The 22,615-nt window shown below is 42.1% G+C and carries 21 protein-coding genes and 1 tRNA gene; 2 read left to right on the top strand and 20 right to left on the bottom strand.

Going from position 1 to position 22,615, the window contains the following annotated elements:
- Window positions 1–26 precede the first annotated feature (26 nt).
- The 5 genes from G476_RS0106355 to G476_RS0106335 form a co-directional block, all read right to left on the bottom strand.
- Complete coding sequence (locus G476_RS0106355; RefSeq protein ID WP_026689355.1) at window positions 27–545, bottom strand: MarR family transcriptional regulator; 519 nt, start codon at window positions 543–545, stop codon at window positions 27–29.
- Window positions 546–750: 205 nt separating this feature from the next.
- Window positions 751–1,866, bottom strand: a complete 1,116-nt coding sequence (locus G476_RS0106350) for a M20/M25/M40 family metallo-hydrolase (RefSeq protein ID WP_026689354.1) — start codon at window positions 1,864–1,866, stop codon at window positions 751–753.
- A gap of 113 nt (window positions 1,867–1,979) precedes the next feature.
- Complete coding sequence (locus G476_RS0106345; protein ID WP_026689353.1) at window positions 1,980–3,533, bottom strand: acyl-CoA carboxylase subunit beta; 1,554 nt, start codon at window positions 3,531–3,533, stop codon at window positions 1,980–1,982.
- Complete coding sequence (gene mce / locus G476_RS0106340; protein WP_026689352.1) at window positions 3,530–4,378, bottom strand: methylmalonyl-CoA epimerase; 849 nt, start codon at window positions 4,376–4,378, stop codon at window positions 3,530–3,532. Before mce ends, G476_RS0106345 begins: the two co-directional genes overlap by 4 nt.
- A gap of 18 nt (window positions 4,379–4,396) precedes the next feature.
- Window positions 4,397–6,043 carry an acyl-CoA mutase large subunit family protein gene (locus G476_RS0106335; protein ID WP_026689351.1) on the bottom strand — a complete coding sequence of 549 codons (1,647 nt, stop codon included), beginning with the start codon at window positions 6,041–6,043 and terminating at the stop codon, window positions 4,397–4,399.
- Between the two features lie 209 nt (window positions 6,044–6,252).
- Here G476_RS0106335 and prli42 point away from each other — a divergent pair, with 209 nt between their 5' ends.
- The gene (gene prli42 / locus G476_RS23505; RefSeq protein WP_156906528.1) at window positions 6,253–6,342 is read left to right on the top strand and encodes a stressosome-associated protein Prli42; all 90 of its coding nucleotides are present in this window, start codon (window positions 6,253–6,255) and stop codon (window positions 6,340–6,342) included.
- 74 nt (window positions 6,343–6,416) lie between these two features.
- Here prli42 and G476_RS0106325 read toward each other — a convergent pair whose 3' ends face one another.
- From G476_RS0106325 to G476_RS0106255, 15 genes are all read right to left on the bottom strand, one after another.
- Window positions 6,417–6,932 (bottom strand): L,D-transpeptidase, encoded by a 516-nt coding sequence (locus G476_RS0106325; protein ID WP_026689350.1) that lies wholly within the window; start codon window positions 6,930–6,932, stop codon window positions 6,417–6,419.
- A gap of 54 nt (window positions 6,933–6,986) precedes the next feature.
- Entirely contained in the window at window positions 6,987–7,955 is a 969-nt protein-coding gene (locus G476_RS0106320; RefSeq protein WP_026689349.1) for an aromatic acid exporter family protein, read from the bottom strand.
- Window positions 7,956–8,246: 291 nt separating this feature from the next.
- Window positions 8,247–8,321, bottom strand: a tRNA-Arg gene (locus G476_RS0106315).
- 148 nt (window positions 8,322–8,469) lie between these two features.
- On the bottom strand, window positions 8,470–8,817 hold the full coding sequence (locus G476_RS0106310) for a hypothetical protein (protein WP_026689348.1): 348 nt from the start codon (window positions 8,815–8,817) through the stop codon (window positions 8,470–8,472).
- A 107-nt stretch (window positions 8,818–8,924) separates the two neighbouring features.
- Window positions 8,925–9,353, bottom strand: coding sequence for a BrxA/BrxB family bacilliredoxin (locus G476_RS0106305; protein WP_026689347.1), 429 nt, complete (start codon window positions 9,351–9,353; stop codon window positions 8,925–8,927).
- A 189-nt stretch (window positions 9,354–9,542) separates the two neighbouring features.
- Window positions 9,543–10,772 carry a metal ABC transporter solute-binding protein, Zn/Mn family gene (locus G476_RS0106300; protein WP_026689346.1) on the bottom strand — a complete coding sequence of 410 codons (1,230 nt, stop codon included), beginning with the start codon at window positions 10,770–10,772 and terminating at the stop codon, window positions 9,543–9,545.
- A 149-nt stretch (window positions 10,773–10,921) separates the two neighbouring features.
- The gene (locus G476_RS0106295; protein WP_026689345.1) at window positions 10,922–11,392 is read right to left on the bottom strand and encodes a hypothetical protein; all 471 of its coding nucleotides are present in this window, start codon (window positions 11,390–11,392) and stop codon (window positions 10,922–10,924) included.
- 449 nt (window positions 11,393–11,841) lie between these two features.
- Complete coding sequence (locus G476_RS0106290; protein ID WP_026689344.1) at window positions 11,842–13,128, bottom strand: dihydrolipoamide acetyltransferase family protein; 1,287 nt, start codon at window positions 13,126–13,128, stop codon at window positions 11,842–11,844.
- Between the two features lie 21 nt (window positions 13,129–13,149).
- Entirely contained in the window at window positions 13,150–14,133 is a 984-nt protein-coding gene (locus G476_RS0106285) for an alpha-ketoacid dehydrogenase subunit beta (RefSeq protein ID WP_026689343.1), read from the bottom strand.
- Window positions 14,134–14,137: 4 nt separating this feature from the next.
- Window positions 14,138–15,133 (bottom strand): thiamine pyrophosphate-dependent dehydrogenase E1 component subunit alpha, encoded by a 996-nt coding sequence (locus tag G476_RS0106280; protein WP_026689342.1) that lies wholly within the window; start codon window positions 15,131–15,133, stop codon window positions 14,138–14,140.
- A 34-nt stretch (window positions 15,134–15,167) separates the two neighbouring features.
- Window positions 15,168–16,592: a dihydrolipoyl dehydrogenase gene (lpdA, locus tag G476_RS0106275; RefSeq protein ID WP_026689341.1), complete on the bottom strand. Its 1,425-nt coding sequence runs from the start codon at window positions 16,590–16,592 to the stop codon at window positions 15,168–15,170.
- A gap of 15 nt (window positions 16,593–16,607) precedes the next feature.
- A complete protein-coding gene (gene buk, locus G476_RS0106270) occupies window positions 16,608–17,720 on the bottom strand; it encodes a butyrate kinase (protein ID WP_026689340.1) in 1,113 nt (370 codons plus the stop codon).
- Between the two features lie 66 nt (window positions 17,721–17,786).
- Window positions 17,787–18,887 (bottom strand): branched-chain amino acid dehydrogenase, encoded by a 1,101-nt coding sequence (bcd, locus tag G476_RS0106265; protein ID WP_026689339.1) that lies wholly within the window; start codon window positions 18,885–18,887, stop codon window positions 17,787–17,789.
- An 82-nt stretch (window positions 18,888–18,969) separates the two neighbouring features.
- Complete coding sequence (locus G476_RS0106260; RefSeq protein ID WP_026689338.1) at window positions 18,970–19,866, bottom strand: bifunctional enoyl-CoA hydratase/phosphate acetyltransferase; 897 nt, start codon at window positions 19,864–19,866, stop codon at window positions 18,970–18,972.
- Between the two features lie 175 nt (window positions 19,867–20,041).
- Window positions 20,042–22,111 carry a sigma-54 interaction domain-containing protein gene (locus G476_RS0106255; protein ID WP_026689337.1) on the bottom strand — a complete coding sequence of 690 codons (2,070 nt, stop codon included), beginning with the start codon at window positions 22,109–22,111 and terminating at the stop codon, window positions 20,042–20,044.
- 201 nt (window positions 22,112–22,312) lie between these two features.
- Here G476_RS0106255 and G476_RS0106250 point away from each other — a divergent pair, with 201 nt between their 5' ends.
- Window positions 22,313–22,558 (top strand): DUF2627 domain-containing protein, encoded by a 246-nt coding sequence (locus G476_RS0106250; protein ID WP_026689336.1) that lies wholly within the window; start codon window positions 22,313–22,315, stop codon window positions 22,556–22,558.
- The last annotated feature ends 57 nt before the right edge of the window (window positions 22,559–22,615 follow it).

Here is a 22,615-nt window from a genome sequence, read left to right as displayed (position 1 = left end):
AGGCGTCCGCCGGCTCTTTTTTTGCTTCATTTATGATTTGCACTACTCTTCTCAGCTGTTTTTTCGTCGTATTCCTGCGTCGTTTTATCCACCCATTCCACAAAGTCATCACCGTGAAAATGACGGTTTGCTTCTCTATGAAAAGAGATCAATTGCTCGATAAATCCCGGATTACGCTTTTGATAATCATCAATGAAATCAAATAGTTCAAAGGATTCCTTTTGCGTTTCCTTCCGCTTCGATTCTCCTTCATTTGTTAAGACCACATAGGATACACGTAAATCACGATCGTCTTTTAGTACTTGCACAAACCCTTTGCTTACAAGTCGTTTAATGACTTGCATAACCGTTGACCGGTCCCAAAGGCCGACTTTTGCAATACGCGAAATAGATGCTTTCCCTTCTAAATGAACGATCCACATGATGTGCTGTTCAGCTAAAGTCAGACCTAGATCACGAGCACTTGTTTGCCACTCTTCTTCCAGTGTTTTGGCCATTCCTCTAATATAGTTCATTAATAGATGATTGTTTTGACTCACTGACATGGGGCAACTTCTCCTTAGCTAATAAGTTTAATAGAAAAGCTTCTAAGTTATAATACCATAATTCGCCAAATGAAGTGTGTTATTCCATAAAAAGTCACAGTTTTTCACAAAGGATGTCTAAAAATAGAACTCAGAACTGTTTCTGTATCCCTTATCAAAACAAAAAAAACCTTGAAATCAAGGAGATTTCAAGGTTTTTTGATCGTTATTTTGCCGCTTCTTCAATGAGTGCGACAACCATTTCAGCAGTCTTTACGAGTTCGCCAATGGGCATGCGTTCGTTTGTTGTATGAATTTCTTCATAACCCACACCGAGGTTAATCGTTGGAACACCATGACCTGCAATGATGTTCGCATCACTTCCCCCGCCGCTTTGTAAAAGCTTTGGCTCTCGCCCGATGGAACGTGCCGCTCGTTTAGCAAGTTCAACAATGTCGTCTCCATCTTCATGCTTAAAGCCGGCATACATAACATCGATATCAAGCTCAACCTTGCCACCCATCTCTTCTGCCGCTTCTTCGAATGCAACTTTCATTTTCTCTACTTGCGCTTCCATTTTAGGGCCAATGAGAGAGCGGGCTTCAGCAAGAATATCAACACGATCGCAGACAATGTTTGTTTGGCTACCACCTTCAAAACGTCCGATATTGGCAGTTGTCTCCTCGTCAATACGTCCAAGAGGCATACGTGCCACCGCTTTGGATGCAATCGTAATGGCAGAGACACCTTTTTCAGGTGCTACACCTGCATGAGCCGTTTTTCCGTATACTGTTGCCTTCACTTTTGCTTGTGTTGGAGCAGCAATGATAATATTCCCTACTTCTCCGTCACTGTCTAATGCAAATCCATACTTTGCAATAATATCAGCAGGATCGAGAGCTTTCGCACCAACAAGTCCGGATTCTTCACCTACTGTAATAATAAATTGAATGGTCCCATGCTCAATGTTGTTCTCTTTTAATACACGAATCGCTTCAAACATGGCAGCCAAACCTGCTTTATCATCTGCACCTAGGATCGTTGTGCCATCTGATTTTATGTATCCATCTTCCTCAATAGGTGTTACACCTTTTCCAGGTACAACAGTATCCATATGAGAGGTGAAATAAATAGGATCTACTTCTTTTGTTCCTTCCAAAGTACAGATCAAGTTTCCTGCTCCGTGACCCGTAATTGATGTTGTATCATCTTCTTTAACGTGAACGCCTAACGTTTCAAACTTCTCTTTTAATACTTTTGCAATGGCTGTTTCGTACTTCGTTTCTGAATCAATTTGAACGAGTTCTTTAAACTCATCAACTAAACGTTGTTCATTAATCATGTAAAAGCCTCCATTATGCCTTATTGGAAGGGACTGAAAAAGTTGAAGACCAAACTTTTTTAGCGCCTTCGCCTTATTTCTCTTTTAGTATAGCAAAGGAAAAGCCAAATGTCCTACAAGGGTATGTTCCCATGTTTCTTTTTCGGACGTTCTTCCGTCTTCTTCTCCAACATCTCAAGACTCTGCAAGAGTTTTTGCCTTGTTTCTCGTGGGTCGATCACATCGTCAACCATACCATTTGCTGCAGCAACATACGGATTAGCGAACTTCTCACGATATTCTTCGATTTTGTTTTGTCTCGTTTCTTCGGGGTTACTACTTTCTCTTATTTCTTTAGCAAAAATAATGTTAGCAGCTCCATGAGGTCCCATAACCGCTATTTCTGCATTGGGCCATGCAAACACGAGGTCCGCTCCAATTGCCTTACTGTTCAATGCGACATAGGCACCACCATACGCTTTCCGTGTAATGACCGTAATTTTTGGTACTGTTGCTTCTGAATAAGCATAGAGAATTTTAGCACCATGACGGATAATCCCTCCGTGTTCTTGTTTTACTCCCGGGAAAAAGCCGGTCACATCTTCAAATGTAATGAGTGGTACGTTGTAACAATCGCACATGCGAATAAACCTGGAGATTTTATCAGAAGAATTGATATCCAACCCTCCTGCCATCACTTTCGGCTGATTTGCAACAAGGCCTACAGAACGACCGCCTATTCTTGCAAAACCGATCACAGCATTTTTAGCAAATGACTTTTGAACTTCCATGAAAGATTGGTCATCAACGACCATTTCTAATACTTTCCTCACATCATATGGTCGTGCTGGATCGAATGGCACGATGTCAGGAAGGTTGTACAAAAAGTCATCACCTGCGTACTCCACCTTTGTTTTTGGAGGCAGCTCCTCATTATGCTGTGGCAAATATCCTAATAAGTCTCGGACCTGACTTAAGGCATCTTGTTCTGTTGGGCATGAAAAATGTGCATTACCGCTAATCGCTCCATGAACGGAAGCTCCCCCTAATTCCTCACTACTGATTTGTTCTCCTGTCACGGTTTCGATAACCTTAGGACCTGTAATAAACATTTGACTTGTTTTCTCAACCATAAAAACAAAATCTGTAATCGCTGGAGAATATACAGCTCCACCTGCACAAGGCCCAAGAATGACACTTATTTGAGGGATCACTCCTGAGTATATCGAGTTTCGGTAAAAAACGTGTCCATACCCATCAAGGGATAATACCCCTTCTTGTATCCTCGCTCCTCCCGAATCATTTAAACCAACAAATGGTGCTTTGTTTTTCACAGCAAGGTCCATTGCACTTGCTATTTTCTTAGCGTGCATTTCTCCTAAAGCACCACCGTATACAGTGAAATCCTGGGCAAATAAGAAAATGAGCCGCCCGTTTACCTTCCCATATCCAGTTACGACCCCTTCCCCAGGGGCTGATCCTTTCTCCATCCCAAAATCGACACTTCGGTGCTCCATGTATGGATTCAGTTCTACAAATGTCCCCTCATCAACAAGTAAATCAATTCGCTCCCTTGCTGTTAATTTACCTTTTTCATGTTGCTTTTCTATTCGATCATCCCCGCCTCCAAGTTCAACAGCGCGACGTTTATCATACAGTTCATTGATTTTATCGTACATATCCATTATGACTTTACACCTTCTTCTTTTTGCTTCGGGTCACAAAGCTCCACAAGTACCCCGTTGGATGCTTTCGGATGCAAGAATGCAATCGGATATCCTCCAGCACCTGTTTTCGGCTTGTCCGTAATAACAGGAATTCCTTCTTTTTTCAACTGTTCCAACCTCTCTTCAAGTGATCCAGTAGAGAAAGCGACGTGGTGAATACCCTCTCCTCTTTTCTTTAGGAAGGCAGCTACAGGACTTTCTTCGTTTAACGGCTCCAGTAATTCCAGCTTTGTATTACCAACAGGTACAAAAGCTACTCGAACCCCTTCTGAAGGGACTTCAACCGTTGCCTCCGCTTTTAAATGGAGGTGGTCTCCGTAAAACGTCATCGCTTGCTCAATCGAATGGACAGCAATGCCGATATGATCAACCCCAGTGGGAGGCTGTAACAACTCTTTTTTCAAACCAAGGTTTTCATAGACTGCTTGTTCAACAAAAGCAGCTACCGCTTTTGTTGATGTACCCGGTGTGAAGATTTTCTTGATTCCTTTCTCTTCGAGGGCAACGGCGTCGTGATAGGGAATAACACCCCCACCAAAAACGATAATATCTTCAGCCTTCTCTTCTTTTAACAGCCTCAACACTTCCGGAAACAAAACATTATGAGCCCCTGACAAGCAAGATAAACCAATGGCATCTACATCCTCTTGTAGAGCTGCCCTTACGATTTGCTTCGGCGATTGCCTTAATCCAGTATAAATCACTTCCATACCAGCATCCCGAAGCGCTTGAGCAATCACAAGCGCCCCTCTATCATGTCCATCTAAACCTGGTTTCGCAATAAGTACTCTGATCTTTTTATTCATGTTGGTTTCCCCCTTAACTTACCCTTGATACTCTCCGAACACGTCTCGAAGTGTGTTGCAAATTTCCCCTATTGTTGCATATTCTCTAACAGCTTCTTTAATGTAAGGCATCAGGTTCCCATTTCCTTCTGCTTGGAATTTCAATTCTTCAAGGGCCTTTTTCACTTTCACACTATCTCTTTTCTTTCGTATCGCCTGTAAACGATCGTGTTGCTCGTTCACAAAGCTTTCATTCACTTCTAGAAGTTCCGGCTCCGGCTCTTCTTCTAATCGGTACTTATTTACCCCTACAACGATCTCTTCTTCGTTTTCAATTTTCTTTTGTGTTTCATACGCCGTTCTTCTGATCTCTCGTTGCATATATTGCTGATCGACTGCCGCTACAGCTCCTCCACGGTTTTCGATTTCTTTAATGTATTTAATGGCTTCCGCTTCCATTTCGTCAGTAAGAGCTTCCACATAGTAAGAACCCCCTAGAGGGTCAATCGTATCTGCCACGCCTGTTTCATTCGCAATAATTTGCTGCGTGCGAAGCGCGATTCTGGCTGAGTCTTCAGTCGGCAGGGCGAGTGCCTCGTCTTTTGCATTCGTGTGAAGACTCTGAGTACCACCCATAACGGCTGCAAGTGCCTGAAGTGCGACCCGAACGATATTATTATCAGGCTGTTGTGCGGTAAGCGTTGATCCTGCAACTTGAGTATGGAACCTAAGTTGCCAGCTCTTTTCATTTTTTGCACCGTATTCTTCCTTCATGATCTTAGCCCACATTCGTCTAGCCGCTCGGAACTTTGCCACCTCTTCAAAGAAATGATTATGACCGTTAAAGAAGAACGCTAGCCTTGGGGCAAATATATCCACATCAAGTCCAGATTCAATTGCAGCTTCCACATACGCCTTTGCATTTGCAATTGTAAATGCCAGCTCTTGAACAGCATTGGATCCAGCTTCTCGGATATGGTAGCCGCTTATTGAAATAGTATTAAACTTCGGTGCATGTTCAGCACAATAGGAGAAGATATCTGTAATTAACCTCATCGAAGGTTTAGGAGGATAGATATACGTTCCCCTGGCAATATATTCTTTTAAGATGTCATTTTGAATGGTTCCTTGGATCTTTTCAGGTGGTACACCTTGCTTTTCAGCTACAACCATATACATTGCCAGAAGTACAGCAGCAGGTGCATTAATGGTCATAGAGGTACTTACCTTGTCCAAGGCAATACCATCAAGCAATTGCTCCATATCTTCTAGTGAATCAATCGCTACCCCGACCTTCCCTACTTCACCCAGTGCCATCCCATCGTCGGAATCGTAGCCAATTTGGGTCGGCAAATCAAATGCAACACTTAATCCTGTCTGTCCTTGATCGAGTAAGTAACGAAATCTCGTATTGGTTTCTTTTGCTGATCCGAAACCTGCATATTGTCTCATCGTCCAATGTCGACCGCGATACATGGTGCGTCGAATACCCCTCGTATAAGGATATTCACCCGGTAATCCGATTTCTTCTTTGTATGTCTCCGTTATATTTTCCGGAACGTATACTCGTTCTAATGGAATGTTTGAGGATGTTTTGAAACCATCTTGTCTTTCCGGCTTTTTAGTGGTTTCTTGTTCTGTCTTTTCTGTCCACTCTTTATAATATGAGGACTCTTTCGTTTTCATGGGGATGTGACCTCCTTTGATCAATAGCTTTGTAAAGAAAGCGCTAACATACTATACTTCGATTTCGACATGGTTAAATCCTTCTCGTCAAAAAATTCATTATTTTCCTAAAGTATATTTAAACCGTGATTTATAAGAGGAGTGCCCCTTGTCTTATTGCTTCATTTTTATTAAAATAAGGGTATGATTCTTGTAAGGAGGTACGATGTATGCCCCGCAAAGCACGTAAAGCCATTATTTATATGATGATTGCCATTATGTTTTTAGGTACAGTAATGATGGGAGCAACAATGTGGTAAACCCGTTATAATGAAGCAATAAAAATAGGCCGTTCCCCAATATTGGGGAACGGCCTTTTAGCTGTTCAGATCTTTCATTTATACTCCAATGCACCATTCTCAATACCAAGCTCTTCAAAGGACCGTTCATCATCGATAACAAGGATTTTCATTCCAACTGGCACCTGTTCAAAGAGAAATTCAATGTCTTTATTCTCCATTCTCACACACCCTGCCGTTACTCGTTTCCCAATTGACTCAGGGTTGTTCGTTCCATGAATGCCGTAGATTCGCCCATTCGTCTCTTGGGCATCAAAGCCAAGCCACCTCGTTCCCAACGGGTTATCTTCATCTCCGCCTGGGATATCTTTTTTTCTATAGTAAGGATTTTTAGCTTTTATTAAAAGGTTGAACTCTCCTTCAGGTGTTTCGTCTGTCTCTTTTCCTAGTGCAACAGGAAAGACCTGTTCGATTTCCCCTGAATGATAAAAGGCAAGTTCGTTTACATGTTTGTTTACGATGATATAAGGATCCCCCGGCAGCGGATTTTCACCGAGTGGCCAAATTGGTGAAACAATCAAAAGTATTACAACCAATATCCCTTTCCCCATGCACGTCGCCCCCACCCTATTTTTCTTACTATTTATCAGAAAGGGGTTTGCTATTCATCGAAACATCGTATATTCTTTTTTGGGCTTAAATTGACGTTTAATGATTAAATATTGCTCCAACTCTTTAATGAGCTGGAAAAGTGCCGATCGAGTTTCAAATTCCTCTCTCGTATTTGGAAGAGGCATATCTTTAAACGATTCTTGAAGCTCTTCTAGACGATCTATAAAGATGTGTGCCGTGTTTTCTGGGTGGACACCAGCACTGAGATCATCGAGAAACTCCGCCACCATTTCTCCTTGCCTGATTTGAACATCAACAGATGCTAATAGCGGCATCATACGTTCAATGATGTCCAATTGTTTTTCTCTCATTTTAAAGTAATGATAATATAGGTCTTCATAGCGTAACACATGGTTTTCAAGGTTTTGAAGGGCTATGCTTTTTCCTTGATGTAAGACATCAGCAGCCTCTGTAAGCTCCTTTCCTGACCAAGCATTATCGCCCTCTTTAACATAAACAGCAAACTCATGGAGAATAATTCGCAACTTCTCTTCAAGTTCTTCTTGAAGCTTCAATAATTCCGATTCTACACTTGGCATGTAAATATTCATAAGGAGAGCACACCCTATCCCTATTAAGATCAGACCAATCTCATTGATTACAATAGGGATACTAATGGCTTCTAATGTGTAGATATGTAGAATGATGACGGTGCTGGTGACAATACCATGCTGCGCTTTTAATACAAGCATTGTGGGAATGAAAAGTAGAAGCAAAATACCTACACTGATCGGGTGATATCCGAGTAATTCAAAAAGGACACCTGCATATAAAAGGCCGACCATACAAGCTAGTAGCCGCTCCCAAGACATTTGAAAAGACTGCTTTTTCGTTTTTTGGATACATAATACAGCAATAATCCCGGCTGAAGCATAGAAATCAAGTTGCAAGCCTTGCGCAATTGCAATTGCCGCGGAGGCCCCAAGTGCTGTTTTTAATGTACGATAACCAATGCGGAACACACTATCTCCTCTCTTCCACCTGCATTTTATAGTATGAGAATATATACCCTTTTTACATACAATGCATGACTCTGTTTGTTTATTGTTTCACAAAATAAGGTCCTTTAAAAAGAGGCAATCAGCATATAGGGGCTATACATGTATTGAAGATTAGACCATAAAGTGAAAATTGTATTCATGAAGGATTGGTTCGGGAAATAGACTGAACCGTTCAAACCCTTTCTCTCCACTCTTTTTGTCAGTAGATAAAGAAAAACCTCCGTCATGACGGAGGTTTATGTATTCTTCTTATGGCGCGCCCACCAGGATTCGAACCCAGAACGCGAGAGCCGAAATCTCGTGTGATATCCATTTCACCATGGGCGCATGGCAAACCGGAATGCCTTCCGATTGCACTATTGAAGTATAGCAATAAATGAAGCCCGAAGCAAGATGTTTTTCAATGGATGTACGAACCTAACACACACCATCTTTATGTGAAAAGCTCTAATGTGAACCTCATTTACGATTCGCTTTATACTTCTTCGTCGAACATCTTTTCAAATCGCTCATTCATTTGCTCATCATTATAACCCATTTGAGCTAGTCGACCAGCAAAGTTTTGTGCCCATAACTTTAAGCGTTGAGCCATTTTTTTATACTTTTTAGTACGGGAGCCTTTTTCTTCTTTCGCTCGACCGTCTGCGTTAGACATGACGTTCTCAGAGATAAACAATGCTCTCCAAACATCTTCTTCGTCAAATTTATCAGCGTTATCATTGAAATGGTCGATCACTCTTTTGTAAAAGTCGTCGAATTGATCGAATGGAATTTCTTCGTCCATATTCAAATATGTATGAATTTCTTTGTATAATTCTTGCATGCATTGACACTCCTTTTTATGGTGAAAGGCTTATTCGTAATGCAATAAGCTCCAGCTCAATATTATAGCATAAATAAAAGGAGGCTTCCACCTCCTTTTCACAAGTATTACCCTTTAAAATACGTATCAAACGCCTGTTCCAACTTTTGAACAACTTCGATTGGTTCGTGTCCTTCAATTTCGTGTCTCTCAAGCATCGTTTGAATTTTCCCGTCCTTTAGAAGGGCGAATGAAGGGGATGATGGCTCATATCCTTCAAAGTAATCCCGTGCGCGCGCTGTTGCTTCGCGGTCTTGCCCTGCAAATACCGTCACGTAGTGATCAGCTTGAACTTCATAGTTCTTCATATAATGTGCAGATGGACGAGCAATGCCGCCTGCACAGCCACAAACGGAATTAATTAGTACAAGGGCCGTTCCACCCTTACTAAAAACCTCATCTACTTGTTCAGGTGTTGTTAACTCCTCATACCCTGCTTCTACCATATCTTTACGAGCTGTTTGTACAACATCGTTCATAAAAAGCTGAAAGTCCATATGTGAACACTCCTTTATCATAACTGTCTTCCATTTTACACTGAAACAATCGTTTTACCAAGTAAATACGTTTATTTTCTAAAAAAGAAAAGGTTGATTAAAGAGGTAACTTGATACCTTTTTAATCAACCTAAGAGCAAAGGTCCATCGCCTTCCCTCAAATGTGAATGGTGGTGATACTATTTTACATTAGTCGTGCAAAGCTGTTTCAAGTACTTCAATGTTTCTTCTCATAAGAGAGAAGTAGTCTTCTCCATTTTCGATATCCTCTTCCGTTAATGCTTCCAAGTTATGAAGCCATAAGTCTTCTGCTCCAACTTGTTCACGGACGGTTTCAGCAATGTTTGTCGGAATGTTTTGTTCGAACATTACATGATTAATATTGTTTTCTTCAGCAAAATTAATCGTTTCTTGTACTTGTTGAATGGAAGGTTCGTTACTTGGTGAAATACCTGAAATACCTACTTGTTTAATTCCGTAACGATTTTCCCAATATCCGTAACCAGCATGAGAAACGATAATGGTATCTTGCGATTTCTCATCTGCCATCGTTTGGAATTCTTCATCAAGCTCTAATAGCTCTTCTTCTAACCCTTCAAAATTTGCGCGGAAATCTTCTTCCGCTTCAGGACGAAGTTCAATGAGTGCAAGCTTAATATTTTCAGCCAATTCAATAGCTCTTACAGGATCAAGCCAAACGTGTGGATCTTCATCCCCATGGTCGTGATCGTGACCGTGATCGTGGCCATGATCATCTTCTTCGTGACCGTGGTCGTGATCATCCTCGTGGCCATGATCATCTTCTTCATGTCCGTGGTCGTGATCCTCCTCGTGGCCATGATCATCTTCTTCGTGACCGTGGTCGTGATCATCTTCGTGGCCATGCTCATCTTCTTCGTGACCGTGGTCGTGATCATCTTCGTGGCCATGATCATCTTCTTCATGTCCGTGATCGTGGTCATCTTCGTGGCCATGATCATCTTCTTCATGTCCGTGATCGTGGTCGTGGTGATAATCGATTAGTTCAATACCTTCAGCGGCTTCTATAATCTTAACGTTTTCACCTTCAAGCACTTCTTTGATCTGGCTTGCAAATCCTTCAAATCCAGCCCCGTTATAAACAAACAAGTCCCCTTCTGCTACACGAATCATTTGTTGGGCTGTCGGTTCAAATGTATGTGCATCAGCCCCAACTGGTACGATGTTCTCAACCTCTACGTGATCTCCACCAATTTTAGCTGCAAAATCCTCCAAAGGATATAGGGTAGTGTAAACAAGTAGAGGATCCTCTGTTTCCTCGACTGCTTCTTCTCCACCTTCTTGACCTTGATCGGTTGTATCTTCATCTGCTCCACATGCTACCAAAAAAGCTGAAGCTACTAACATGGATGAAAATAAACTAGCTTTAACCCGTTTCATTTCTCTTTCCCCTTTCGTAACGATTCCGTTTTATAACCAACATGAATTATATCGGACAGATTTCGATTTGTAAACAGTAATTGTTATGATTTATAGAAAAAAGGATAGTTTGGCGTTAAGCACCCGACTATCCTTTAGAGTATCTTTCGTTATTCAGGTTTAATCTGCGACTTCAAAAACTCGTTCATCTCTTTTTGCAACGCTAACAAATCCGGCAACACTTCCTCGATCGCTTCGTCATTTCTTTCTTTTACAGCATTTAAGAAGCGTTCATGTATGTTTTGATGCTCCGTCTTCCAAGATTCATCCTTTTCAACAGGATCCTTGAGCTTTCCTTCTTTCTTCAATTCCTTGTATTTCTTTATAAGTGTTTCTCGCTCATTGACAATGAGTCGCCACTCTTCTTGTAATTCAGGCTGGTAACGATCAATCAAAAGATCATAATAGAAATTGAAATGTGGCCTCATAGCATCGTGACGAAGATAATATTCATGGTAAACGTGATCATGGTAGCTGTCTTTGTCCAATTCAACGGGCTCTTTAGCCATCGCTTGAAGTGGCATTGCTAAGCTCGTTATAAAGGAAACAATCGCAAGAAAAAATAAGACCTTTTTCAACATACACACTCCCTTTACCCTTTTCATTTATTATTCCAAAGGAACGGAGCATTATGTGTGGCTTGAACATGTCAAATGAATTTCTCAAGCCGGCAACACACATGACTATCCTTTTAAGAAGTAAAAAAGCCGTTTTAAAGGGGAGACTCCAGCGACGAGCGTTTACATTACGAGTATGCTACGAGTTGCTTCGACGCAAACGCTACAAAGCAATACTAGCAGAGGAAGAAGCACTACTCCCGAGGAGGCTAAGGCGATGCCCGCGGAAAGCGTCCACCTGTAACGGAATATATCCTTGTCAAAAAAACTTCCGAAAGGAAGCTTCTTTGTCATGTGAAAAAATCAGAGTGAATGATCAATAAGATAAAGAACCAAAAAAAAGCCGCCAATTTTGCTTAACTTGACGGCTATGGGGAGACTCCCCGTATAAAGGGACTAAAACGGCTTTATTTTTAGTATAGGTTTGTGTTTTCTTCGTTCATGGTTTCAAGCGTTTGTTTCACATCGGCCATGAATTTCCCGCAAATCAACCCGTCCAATACACGATGATCAAGACTCATACACAAGTTTACCATGTGTCTGATTGCAATCGCATCATTTTCAAGAACGACAGGTTTTTTCACGATGGACTCTACGCTTAGGATCGCAGCCTGAGGGTGATTAATGATCGGTTGACTCATGATCGATCCAAAGGAACCGGTATTGTTGACCGTAAATGTGCCGCCTTGCATATCTGCTTGACTGAGGCTTCCAGACCTCACTTTCGTTGCAAGCGTATCAATTTGTCTTACCAATCCTTTAATTGATTGCTCGTCAGCATGTTTGATTACAGGGACAAACAAAGAGTCCTCTGTTGCAACAGCTAAGGAAATGTGGATATCTTTATGACGAAGGATTTTATCTCCCTGCCAGCTGGAATTGATTTGTGGGTACCTCTTTAACCCGTCTACTACCGCTTTCACGAAAAACGGAAGGAAGGTTAGCTTCATACCTTCTTGATCTGCAAATTGGTTTTTTACTTTATTTCTGAAGTTCACAAGGTTAGTTACATCCACTTCAACCATCATCCAAGCATGTGGTGCTTCATGCTTAGACTTAACCATGTTTTGAGCAATAGCTTTCCGCACTCCGGAAACAGGAATTTCCTCCACTCGCCCTCCGCTAGAAGGGGGTGCTTCTTGCGCTTTCTTTGGCTCAGGTGCTTTCGGAACTGACGATTTCGTCTTCTCCTCAGACTGAGCCTGTTTTACAGGTTCACCTTTTGAAGGAATCGAGCCACTTTCAATGATCGCCTGTAAATCTTTCCTTGTAATACGTCCACCTTTACCGCTCCCGCTCACTTGTTCAAGGTCAATACTATGCTCTTGAGCAAGTCTTAGAACAGCAGGAGAATATCTCTTTTTATTTGATGTATCTTCTGATACCTCTGTTTTGATTTCACTCTTTGCAGACGAGGCTTCAGGTGTTGGTTCTTCCTCTTGACCTTCTTGACTTTCTTCACCTTCAACACTAATCGTACAAATGACCCCACCGACTTCAATCGTTTCATCTTCATCAGCAACGAGTTCAGAAATAGTACCGGTATACGATGAAGGCACTTCCGCGTTTACTTTATCTGTCATTACTTCTGCAATCGGGTCGTATTTGTTTACATGGTCACCCGGTTGCACAAGCCATTTCGAAATCGTTCCTTCTGTAACACTTTCCCCCAGTTGGGGCATTGTAATTTTTGTAGCCACAGTTCGGCACCTCCGGTTCAATTAAAATTCAGCTAACTCACGCATGGCCGCTTCTACTTTGTCAGGGTTAATCATAAACTCTTTTTCCATCGTTGGTGCATAAGGCATTGACGGCACATCCGGACCACAAAGTCGGCGCACAGGTGCATCAAGGTCAAACAGACATTCCTCTGAAATAATAGCCGATACTTCACTCATGATGCTTCCTTCTTTATTGTCTTCTGTAACAAGTAGCACTTTTCCGGTTTTCTTCGCTGCTTCCACAATCGCTTCACGATCAAGGGGGTATACAGTTCTAAGGTCAAGGATGTGTGCACTATATCCCTCTTTTTCAAGTTTCCCTGCCGCTTGCATAGCAAAATGAACACATAACCCGTATGTAATGACGGTAATGTCCTCTCCTTCACGCTTCACATCAGCTTTGCCAATCGGAAGTGTATAGTCATCTTCAGGCACTTCACCCTTTATCAAACGGTACGCTCGTTTATGCTCGAAAAATAAAACAGGATCATCATCACGGATCGCCGCTTTCAAGAGACCTTTGGCATCATATGGTGTTGACGGCATAACAATTTTCAACCCAGGAACATTCGCAAACATCGCTTCTACAGACTGGGAGTGGTAAAGAGCCCCGTGAACACCGCCTCCATAAGGGGCACGGATCGTTATCGGACAATGCCAATCATTGTTTGATCGGTAGCGGATTTTAGCTGCCTCGGAAACAATTTGGTTTACAGCAGGCATGATGAAATCAGCAAACTGCATTTCTGCAATCGGACGCATGCCGTACATGGCGGCTCCAATACCAACCCCTGCAATAGCCGATTCAGCAAGAGGCGTATCAAGCACTCGATACTCGCCGAATTGTTCGTAAAGGCCGTTGGTAGCTCGGAACACTCCTCCTCGTCTTCCAACGTCTTCACCTAAAACAAATACGTTTTCGTCTCTTTCCATTTCCTCTTTAATGGCTAACGTGATTGCTTCAATGTAAGATTTAACAGCCATCGTGTCACTCCCCTCCATAAACGTGATCGTATGCCGTAGATGCATCTGCATATGGTGCTTTTTCCGCATAATCGGTCGCTTCATCAATCACTTTTCTTAGTCGGTCTTTGAGCTCTTTTTCTTTTTCTTCTGTCATAATACCGGCTTCACGCAAATAATCACCAAAAGTGAAAATGGCATCCAGCTTTTTCGCTTCTTCTACCTCAGAACGCTCACGGTAAACACTGTCGTCGTCATCACTGGAGTGTGGTGTCAAACGGTACGATACCGTCTCAATGAGAGATGGTCCATCTCCACGAACGGCTCTTTCTCTTGCGTTTTTTACAGCTTCATAAACTGCAAGTGGATCGTTACCGTCAACAGTTTCACCATGAATTCCGTATCCAATCGCACGATCAGACACTTTCTCGCATCGTAACTGCTTGTCATAAGGTACGGAAATCGCGTACTTGTTATTTTCACACATAAAAATACACGGAAGATCATGAACACTAGCGAAGTTGATTCCTTCGTGGAAGTCCCCTTGGTTTGATGATCCTTCCCCGAATGTTGTGAAGCTGACAAAGTCTTGTTTTTTCACCTTTGCAGCAAGGCCGAACCCAACCGCATGAGGCACTTGCGTTGTAACAGGAGATGAACCTGTTACAATACGGTTTTTCTTTTGACCGAAATGACCTGGCATTTGTCGGCCACCGGAGTTTGGATCTTCTGCTTTAGCAAACCCTGAGAGCATGAGTTCTTTTGCCGTCATCCCGAATGTTAAAACAACACCCATGTCTCGGTAGTATGGTAAAACATAATCTTTATCGCGGTTTAATGCCATTGCCGCTCCTACCTGAGCCGCTTCTTGCCCTTGACAAGATATTACAAATGGGATTTTACCTGCTCGGTTTAATAACCACATACGTTCGTCGATCATACGCGCTAAAAGCATTTGCTCATACATTTCAAAAACATCGTCATTCGATAAACCTAATTGTTCGTGGCGCAGTTTGTCCATTGTGGTCCCTCCTTTAAATCGTTCCATCTTTGTATTATCCATGAATAGCTTTCCCGTCTACTGCCAAAGCTGCCTCACCGATTGCTTCTGACAAACTCGGATGGGGATGGATCGTCTCAGCTACTTCCCAATGAGTTGCATCCAACACTTTAGCCAATGCGGCTTCCGAAATCATGTCTGTGACGTGGGGGCCAATCATGTGAACCCCTAAGAGGTCATCGGTTTTAGCATCAGAAACAAATTTTACAAAACCGGTTGTATCTCCATATACAAGAGCTTTTCCAATGGCTTTAAAAGGAAATGTTCCTGTCTTTACATCGTATCCTTTTTCTTTAGCCGCTTTTTCGGTTAATCCTACATTTGCAACTTCTGGAGATGAATAGGTACACTTTGCTACCATATCAGGGTCAATGAAGTGGGTATCGAGACCATTCATATGCTCAACAGCTGCAATACCCTCATGTGACGCGACATGAGCAAGCTGTAGTCCACCGATTACATCACCGATCGCATAGATATGAGATTCCTTTGTCTGATAATGTTCGTTAACAGAAATGTATCCGTTCTCAACTTGAATATCTGTATTTTGTAGCCCTATATCATCCACATTTGCCGCTCGTCCAACAGATACGAGGACCTTTTCACTGGTCACAGCTTTTGTTTCCCCTTTATGCTCATAAGGAATGGTAACCTGACCATCTTGTTCTTCAACTTCATTAGAAAGTACTTTAGCATTTGTAATCACATTGATTTTCTTCTTTTTTAAGGAACGTTTCATCTCTTTGGAGATATCCTCATCCTCAAGGGGAAGAACGTTTGGTGCATACTCTAAGACCGTTACTTCTACTCCAAAGTCAGCAAGCATTGACGCCCACTCCACCCCAATTACACCTCCGCCAATAATTGTGATTGACTGAGGAAGGGCTTCGAGCTTTAGGGCATCATCCGATGAAAGAATCGTAGTTCCGTTAAGTTCAAGACCCGGAAGTGTTTTTGGATGACTTCCCGTTGCAATCAACACGTTCTTTGGTACAAGCATTTCATTATCGGTACCGTCAAGGTTTTCAACGCTGATCGTACCAGGTGATGGCGAAAAGATCGATGGGCCAAGTATACGACCGTGTCCTTTGTATACATCAATCTTTCCTTTTTTCATCAAGTGTTGAACACCCTTATACAGCTGGTCAACAATTGTTTCTTTACGTTTTTGCACTTGGCTAAAGTCCAGGATCGGCTCAGCAGATGTAACTCCAAATTCGCTACTTTTCTTAACCGTTTGGAAGACTTCAGCACTTCTTAGTAACGCTTTACTCGGAATACACCCGTTATGTAAGCATGTCCCGCCCAATTTACCTTTTTCAACAATGGCCACTTTTATTCCTAATTGAGCGGCACGGATTGCGGCAACATAACCACCTGTACCGGCACCTAAAATAACCAAATCGTAATCTCTAGACATCTTTGGTCCTCCTCGTTAGCTGTGATTAACAGAAGCTTTCTCTCTGTCTTCACCATAGACTTTTACTTCCTCTTCTTCCCTTAACACGCGTAGAGCTCCTTCTGCGAGAGCTTCTAGTTCATTTTCTCCGGGCTTCACAATAACATCGGAGATCCAATGGATACGTTCAATAATGCGATTGATAAAGTCTTTTCCGTAAGCAAGCCCGCCTGTAAGGATGACAGCGTCCACTTCACCTTTTAAAACCGCTGCTGAGGCGCCAATTTCCTTTGCAATCTGATAAGCCATTGCATGATAGACAAGTTCGGCCTTTTCATCCCCTGAAGCAATTCTTTTCTCTACTTCGATAGCATCATTTGTTCCCAAATAACCTACAAGTCCACCTTGTCCTACAATCTTCTTCATAATTTCATCCGAGTAGTACTCACCACTAAAACACATGGCAACCAAATCTCCCGCTGGTACCGTACCGGCACGTTCAGGTGAGAATGGCCCTTCACCGTGTAACCCGTTATTCACATCAATAACACGACCTTGTTTGTGAGCTCCTACAGTAATTCCTCCGCCCATGTGGACCACGATCAGGTTCATCTCTTCATACTTATAACCTTTTTCCTTTGCGACCCTTCTAGCTACTGCTTTTTGGTTCAGTGCATGAAAAATGCTTTTTCTTTCAAAGTCCGCAAAACCTGATACCTTAGCAATGTCATCAAGCTCGTCGACAACTACAGGGTCAACAATGTATGAAGGGATATTAAATTGTTCGGCAATCTCATTAGCTAAAATCCCTCCGAGGTTTGAAGCATGTTGCCCTGAGTAGCCTTCTCTTAAATCTTTTAACATGGACTCGTTCACTTCATACGTTCCACCTTCGATGGGACGAAGAAGACCGCCTCTTCCAACAACCGCAGACAGTTTAGACAAGTTAATCCCTTGTTGATCAAGAGTTTCTAGTATCATTTGTTTACGAAATGGATATTGATCAATAATGGAGTCGTATGTAGCCAAAGTATCACGGTCATGGCGAATCGTCTCTTCCACAATTGACCTTTCATTATCAAAAATCCCTATTTTCGTTGATGTTGAACCTGGGTTGATCGCTAAAATTCGGTATTCTGTTTGTTCCACTTCGTATTCCCTCCATCAAATTAAACGAAAGCATCCCGCCATAATGGCGGAAGCTTCTACTCTTTATTATCTTCGACCTCGACTTAAAATGCTCATATCATTTTGCAAAAATTGTTTTCTTGACTTCCTCATCGTTTCAATCCGCTCTTCAGCCATACGATCTGCCGCCATATAAGTAGGGATGTTATCACGTTTAGCAATCTCGAAGATTTTTGAAATGTTATCATAAATGGTTTCAACTTTTTTCATCGCACGTTCCCGGTTGTAACCATTAAGCTCATCCGCTACGTTGATCACTCCACCTGAATTAATTACGTAATCCGGAGCATAGATCATCCCTTTTTCTTCTAGTGCGTCACCATGACGGGTTTCTTTAAGTTGATTGTTTGCAGCTCCAGCAATGACTTTTGCCTTTAATTGAGATAGTGTTTCATCATTGATCGTTGCTCCAAGTGCACATGGAGCATAGATATCACAATCAACGCTATAAATATCGTTAATTCCTACACTTTCCGCACCAAACTCTGCCACCGCACGGGCTACTGCATCTTCATTAATATCTGTAACGATCAAGTGAGCTCCTTCTTGGTGAAGGTGACGACATAGATTAAATGCAACATTTCCAATCCCTTGAACGGCTACTCGTTTCCCTTCAAGAGAATCCGTTCCAAACGCCTCTTTTGCAGCCGCTTTCATCCCTACATAAACGCCGTAAGCTGTGACTGGCGATGGATTTCCGGACGAACCAAATGCCGGAGAAATCCCAGTAACAAATTCTGTTTCTTGATAAACAAGGTCCATGTCTTCTACGGTTGTTCCTACGTCTTCAGCAGTAATATAGCGACCATTTAAGCCTTGGATGTATCGACCGAAAGCTCTAAACATCGCTTCATTTTTATCTTTACGAGGATCACCAATGATAACTGTTTTTCCTCCACCAAGATTTAGACCTGCTGCGGCATTTTTGTAAGTCATGCCTTTTGCAAGTCTTAGGGCATCTTCAAAAGCTTGCTCTTCTGTCTCATAAGTCCACATACGCGTTCCACCCAAGGCTGGCCCTAGTGTCGTATCGTGAATAGCGATAATCGCTTTTAAACCTGACTGTTTATCTTGACATACAACCACTTGCTCGTAATCATAACTCTCCATATACTTAAAAATTTCCATTCTCATTTCCTCCTCATGATTGCGGATTCTTTCCCGCCGTATCTTCTTAATCGTACTCTTTATTTTATTTTCCCTTTTTACGTTAGACAGATCCTACCGCAATCGCAATGGACAGTAGTTTACTTTCTATAGAGTCAGCCCGAGATGTCAGTACGATCGGAGCTTTAGCACCGGCGATCATGCCTCCTACTTGAGCGCCCCCGAAAATCGTAAATGATTTGTACAAGGCATTTCCCACTTCTATTGTCGGGGCAACAAGAATATCTGCATGACCTGCTACTTGGGAATAAACTCCTTTTTGTTTTGCCGCTTCAGGAGACACAGCAATATCGAAGGACAAAGGCCCATCAACGTTGCATCCTTTCAGCTGGCCTCTTTGATTCATTTGGGTAAGTGACGCAGCATCCAATGTCGCTTCCATTGCAGGGTTGACCGTTTCCACTGCAGCAAGGACAGCAACATTTGGTGTTTCAATCCCAATCTTTTGAGCTACTCGAACAGCATTTTCAGTGATTGCTACTTTATTTTTTAAATCAGGTGCAATATTCATCGCCGCATCTGTTAAAAATAAGAGACGTTCTCGCTCAGGAAAATCAAACGCAGCTACGTGTGAAAGAACGTTACCTGTTCTTAAACCATGTTCTTTATCTAATACGGCTTTTAATAGAGTTGAGGTGCCAAGCATCCCTTTCATTAAAACGTCTGCTTCACCTGTTCCTACTAAGGAGGCCGCTTTTTTTGCAGATTGAGCTTCGTCGACACTATCTACAAAACGAAGTTTCTCACTCTCGTTAAGGTCTGTTTTTTCAGACAGACTGGTCAAAGTACTTTTTGGTCCCACGAAGATAAATGAAGCGATTCCAAGTTCAATTGCCCGTTTTGCACAATGAAAAAGTCCTTCATCGGTTGCATGAGCTACGGCAATGGTTCTGTTACCAGATTGGTCTTTTATTTGATTCAACAACTCATCAAATGTCATTCTTTACCCGCCTTTCTAGATGCCGATGTTCCACCTTTATTTTAATGCAAGTTCCGTGCCAATTATTTTTTTGGATGAAACGCTTACAGGAAGTGCGTTTCCCTTTTACTACACTAACACAAATACGCAATATTTTTCATGGTGCGCAAAATTTTGCAGGCATATTTTTGCAACATTAGAATCTCTCAATGGATAGCTTGTCCATTTTGTAGTATAAATTACGAATGGATAGGCCGAGCGCTTGGGCTGTTTTTGTTTTGTTGCCCTCACATACAGTAAGTGCCTCTACTATGACTTCTTTTTCTTTCTCTGCAATTTGATCCGCAAGGCTTTTGATCTCAGTCATTTGTTTCCTCGGTTTTAGCTGACTTGCTTCAACGAGCGGGTCTTCCGTGAATGCGGGTAGATGATGGTGATCAAGGAAATGAACAGAGTAATGAGTATGAATCATAGCTCTTCCTAGTACGTTCTCTAACTCCCGGACATTGCCAGGCCATGAATAGGAACGCAAGTGATTAATTGCCTCAGTAGTTAGACCTTTTACGTTTCTACCATAGTCTTGATTTAATTTTGTTAATAAGTGTCTACACAACTTATCCAAATCTTCCTTCCTGTCTCTTAGAGGCGGAATTTGAATCGGCATTCGATTCAATCGATAGTACAAATCACTTCTGAATTCATGATTATTCATTTTTTCCTCAAGATTAACGTTTGTAGCCGCCACAACACGTACATCAATGTCCAGCGTTTTCGTACTCCCTACTCGCACGACCTCTTTTTCTTGCAAAACTCTTAATAGTTTTGCTTGCGTTTGACTTTTTAGTTCCCCGATTTCGTCAAGAAAGATCGTTCCACCATGAGCTTCTTCGAATAACCCCTTCTTGCCACCACGCTTTGCTCCAGAGAAGGCCCCTTCCTCATAACCGAAGAGCTCACTTTCAAGGAGACTTTCTGAAATGGCTGCACAATTCACTCTTACAAATTTGTTGTATTTCCGATCACTTGCATTATGTATCGCGTGTGCAAAGAGTTCTTTTCCTGTTCCTGATTCTCCCCTTAGCAAGATGGTAGCAGGTGTTTTAGCAGCCATCTTCGCCTGTTCAATTGCAAAAGTAAATTCTTCAGAATCACCCATAATATCATCAAACGTATATTTGGCTTCGAGCGTTCGAATGATTTGTTTTGCTCTTTCAAGCTCGGTGTTTAAGATCTCCAGTTCCGAAACATCGTGTATAACACCAACACTACCTTTTAAAACCCCATCAACTATAACAGGGGCAACATTAACGATCACGTCTTTTTTCTTAGGTCCCACTTTCATCCTCGCGCCACGAACCGGCTTTCTCGTCTCAAGAACTTGAAGGTGCATACTCTCCCCTTCTGATATATCTGTCGTTGCAGGTTTGTGAAGCACTTGTTCCGGCGTTAACCCAGTTAGACGTGTGTAAGCGGGGTTAATCATTAACCCTTTTCCTTCTTCATCTACCACACTTATCGCATCATCAGACGATTGAATAATGGCCTCAAGCATCGTCTGAACACTTTTCAAATTGGTTACCTCTTCTGCCATCTGCTCAATTTCAGTAATGTCCTTAAATACACCGAGAGCTCCCATGACTTTACTGCCTTTTTTAATCGGCATGCGTGTTGTAATGATTGACCTGCTTTTATGAATCGCCTGCCGCCTGTTTGTTTCAACAACACCTGTCCTAAGAACTCTAGGTAGTTCACTTGAAGGAAGTACATCAGCAATTGCCTTCCCCATCACCTCTATTTTCTTAAGACCAGACATCTCTTCAGCACGCTTGTTAATGAGTGTAATTCGTTCCTTTTGATCAATCGCAATCATTCCGTCATGGGTAGAGTCCAGGATCAGTTCAAGTTTTGAGAAGTGCTCTGTCTTTTCGTTGATTAATTCTTCTTTTTCTTCAATTAAATAAAAGAGGATCGAAGCTACTGAACTGGGAATGATGGAGACATCCAGGTCCTTCAGTCCGTCCTTTAATTGATTATATAGATCATGATCCCCTGTGACTTCGACCACTGCATCAAAGTCTCCAACTTCATCAACAGCTTCTTTCCAATCCTCATACACAGGCAGGCCTACTTCTCTAGCCTTTTGGCAACCAAGACTTTCGGGATTTACATCTACCAATCCAATAACCTTGGTATAGGCAGTAAAGTGTAGCACATCAAATAACGAAGCACCTCCTTTGCCTCCTCCTATAAGCAAAATCCTTTTCATATCTCCTGTACCTCCTCTTGCCGAACATTCTTCTTTCAGTTTACCCTTTATGCAATTTTTTGCATAGTCATAGAGAAGAAGGCTTTCCTCATTTACTCTACCTTACTTCGCTCTTTTGTATGGAAGAATTGTCAAGTTTGCAGACATACTTTGTTTCGTTTAAAATGAAAGGAGATATTTCTGAGAGAGAGGAATTTTTCAATGACGGTACAGCGCTTTATGGCTTTACTTGTTTTAGTGATACCCGGTTGGATTGCAGGTTATGGTATCAAACTCATGAGAGATACTGTGTTTAGCATATTAAACCCTCCTTACCCTTTTTTAATGCTTCAATTTTTCGTCGGGCTTTTCGCACTTATATTCGGGGTATGGTTTATCGGTGGCTTCATCCTACACCGCGATCGTAAAAACAATAAAGTAGCACCAAGGTTTCAAAAACAAAACTGATCCAAACAGGGCTGTGAGATTCCCCTCTCACAGCCCTGTTCTTATGTGAAACGGACG

The sequence above is a fragment of the Alteribacter aurantiacus DSM 18675 genome, from assembly GCF_000429705.1.
GTDB classification, from domain to species: domain Bacteria; phylum Bacillota; class Bacilli; order Bacillales; family Salisediminibacteriaceae; genus Alteribacter; species Alteribacter aurantiacus.
Note: the sequence above shows the minus strand (reverse complement) of the source record. Positions and strands in the feature narration are given on the sequence as shown.